Origin of the sequence: Synechococcus sp. B60.1 (assembly GCF_047462555.1) — a bacterium.
In the GTDB taxonomy this organism is placed as follows: Bacteria; Cyanobacteriota; Cyanobacteriia; order Thermostichales; family Thermostichaceae; genus Thermostichus.
Genome location: NZ_JANSJN010000101.1, coordinates 1,885 through 3,801 on the forward strand (window position 1 = coordinate 1,885; position 1,917 = coordinate 3,801).

Consider the following 1,917-nt stretch of genomic DNA (forward strand, 5'->3'; position numbering starts at 1 on the left):
ACTGGCGTGCAGGCCAATTACCAAGCCCTTTTCCAAGCTTCTACCTATGTTCTTTCCCCTGAGCGATGGCAAGTCTTGCTCTCTCCTTCTGCACCCGTGAAGGATCCTGGCCTGTGGTCTGATGCTCTCAGCCAACTGTTTGTGTCTGTTACGTTGGGATCCCTAGTTGTTACAGGCTTGCTGGATGGGTGGAGTATCCTGGCCGGCAAGAGCCAGCGCTGGCAGGAGCGGCTGGGGCTCCATTTGGCTGCCTGGGCCATGTTCTACATCGCTGTAGCCGGCATGAGTCCCCTGGGCCAGCGAAGCATGATTCGCTACTGCCTGCCGGTTCACGTCGTACACGTGCTGGCTCTCGTGCACTGGGCCAAGCACACAGATTTGGGCTTTCTTCCCCTCTGGGCTCGTCCCCACCTGAGCAGAGTTCTCAAGCTGGGCTATGGGCTTCTGGCTCTCATCTTCCTCGTTCTCAACCAGATCTTGACCTGGCGCTACGTTCGCCATCTCTGGGTAGCTTGACTCCACTTTCTTGAAGATAGGATGTGAGGGATCCCGACTTCTCCCCAACTACGAGCTGTGGCCTTTTCTTCTCCTCGCAAGTTGCCTCGGCAGAAATCGTCCCTGCGGGTGGCTCAGACCATCGACCCCGCCAAGATTTACCCCTGCCCCTGTTGCCACCAAGGTCAGTTGCGCCTGATTACCTTGACTGAGGCTTTTGGCTGCAGCCGTTGCCAGCATATTTTTGCCATCACCCCCGACCGCCTGCACATTGAGCAACTGGCGGTTTCCTACCCCTACCGCAAAATGTGGTTCTGGAACGGCCATCAATGGGTGTTGCGCCGGCAAAGCACTTTCCAGGGATCCATGCTCTTGGGCCTCACCCTCAGCCTGGGGGTTGCTTTGGGGGTGGGGTTTCTCAGCGCGGTGCTCTTTCCCAGCCAAGCCCAGTTGCTCAGTTGGTTCCTGATTCTTTGCCTGTTGTTAACGCTGTTGATGGCGACGGCAATCCTGCTGCTGCGTCGGCCTTGAGATGCTTGGGATCGTTGCCAGGGATCCCCAGTTTCAGCTCTTGTGGATCTAGCCATTTCTTGTTAGCAGTGGTCAGGAGCAGGTCTGTCGTCGGTCAGCCAGGCAGGAGGGAAGCGAGTGACCGATTTTGGTTCAGCTTTTGACCTCAGCACCACCCTGCGCCAGGTGCGCCGCTTGCTGCCTCAGCTCCAGCGCTTGAGCGGCGAAACCAAACGCCAGGCCCTGCTGGCCCTCTCGCGCCGTTTGCTGGAGCGCTCCGATCTCCTCTTAGAGGCCAATACCCTCGACCTGGAAAGCTGCCGCGAGCAAACTGTGCCGGAGTGGATCCTCAACGGCCTCAAGCTCACCCCGGAGCGCCTGCAGCGATCCGCCCAGTTGCTTGCTCTCTTGGCCCAACAGCCGGATCCCATCGGCAGCCTGGAGAGGGGGTACCGTCAGGACAACGGGCTGTTCATTGGCCGCTACCGCGTCCCCTTGGGGGTGGTGGCTTTGGTCTATGAGATCTACCCCGAGTTTGCCCTCAACGGCATTGGCATGGGTCTCAAGACGGGCAATGGCGTGCTCTTGGCCAGCAGCGGCCCCATCCAGAAAACCCACCAGGCTCTAGTTACCCTATTGGCAGAAACAGCTTACGAACACGGGATCCCAGAAGGAGCCATTCAAGCCTTGCCCACCCAAGACCGGCCAGCGGATCCCCAAGAGGACTCGCTGCTGCTACTGCTGCTGCAGCAAACCCGCTACGTGGACCTGGTAATCCCCTGTGGTCGCCCCGGCTGGGTGGAGTTTCTCCTGCAGGCTAGCAAAGTGCCGATCCTGGCTACCCACCTGGGCTATGGCCATGTTTATCTGGATCGCACCGCTCCCTGGCCTTTGGTGAAGTCAGCTTTGCTG

1 protein-coding gene and 2 pseudogenes are annotated in these 1,917 nt (G+C 59.1%); all 3 read left to right on the forward strand.

Annotated features, from left to right (window positions below; genetic code table 11):
- Positions 1-516, forward strand: a pseudogene (locus tag NW863_RS10740) (hypothetical protein); the annotation flags it as partial.
- Positions 517-573: 57 nt separating this feature from the next.
- Positions 574-1,026, forward strand: coding sequence for a hypothetical protein (locus NW863_RS10745; RefSeq protein ID WP_414366283.1), 453 nt, complete (start codon positions 574-576; stop codon positions 1,024-1,026).
- Positions 1,027-1,143: 117 nt separating this feature from the next.
- Positions 1,144-1,917, forward strand: a pseudogene (locus NW863_RS10750) (gamma-glutamyl phosphate reductase); the annotation flags it as partial.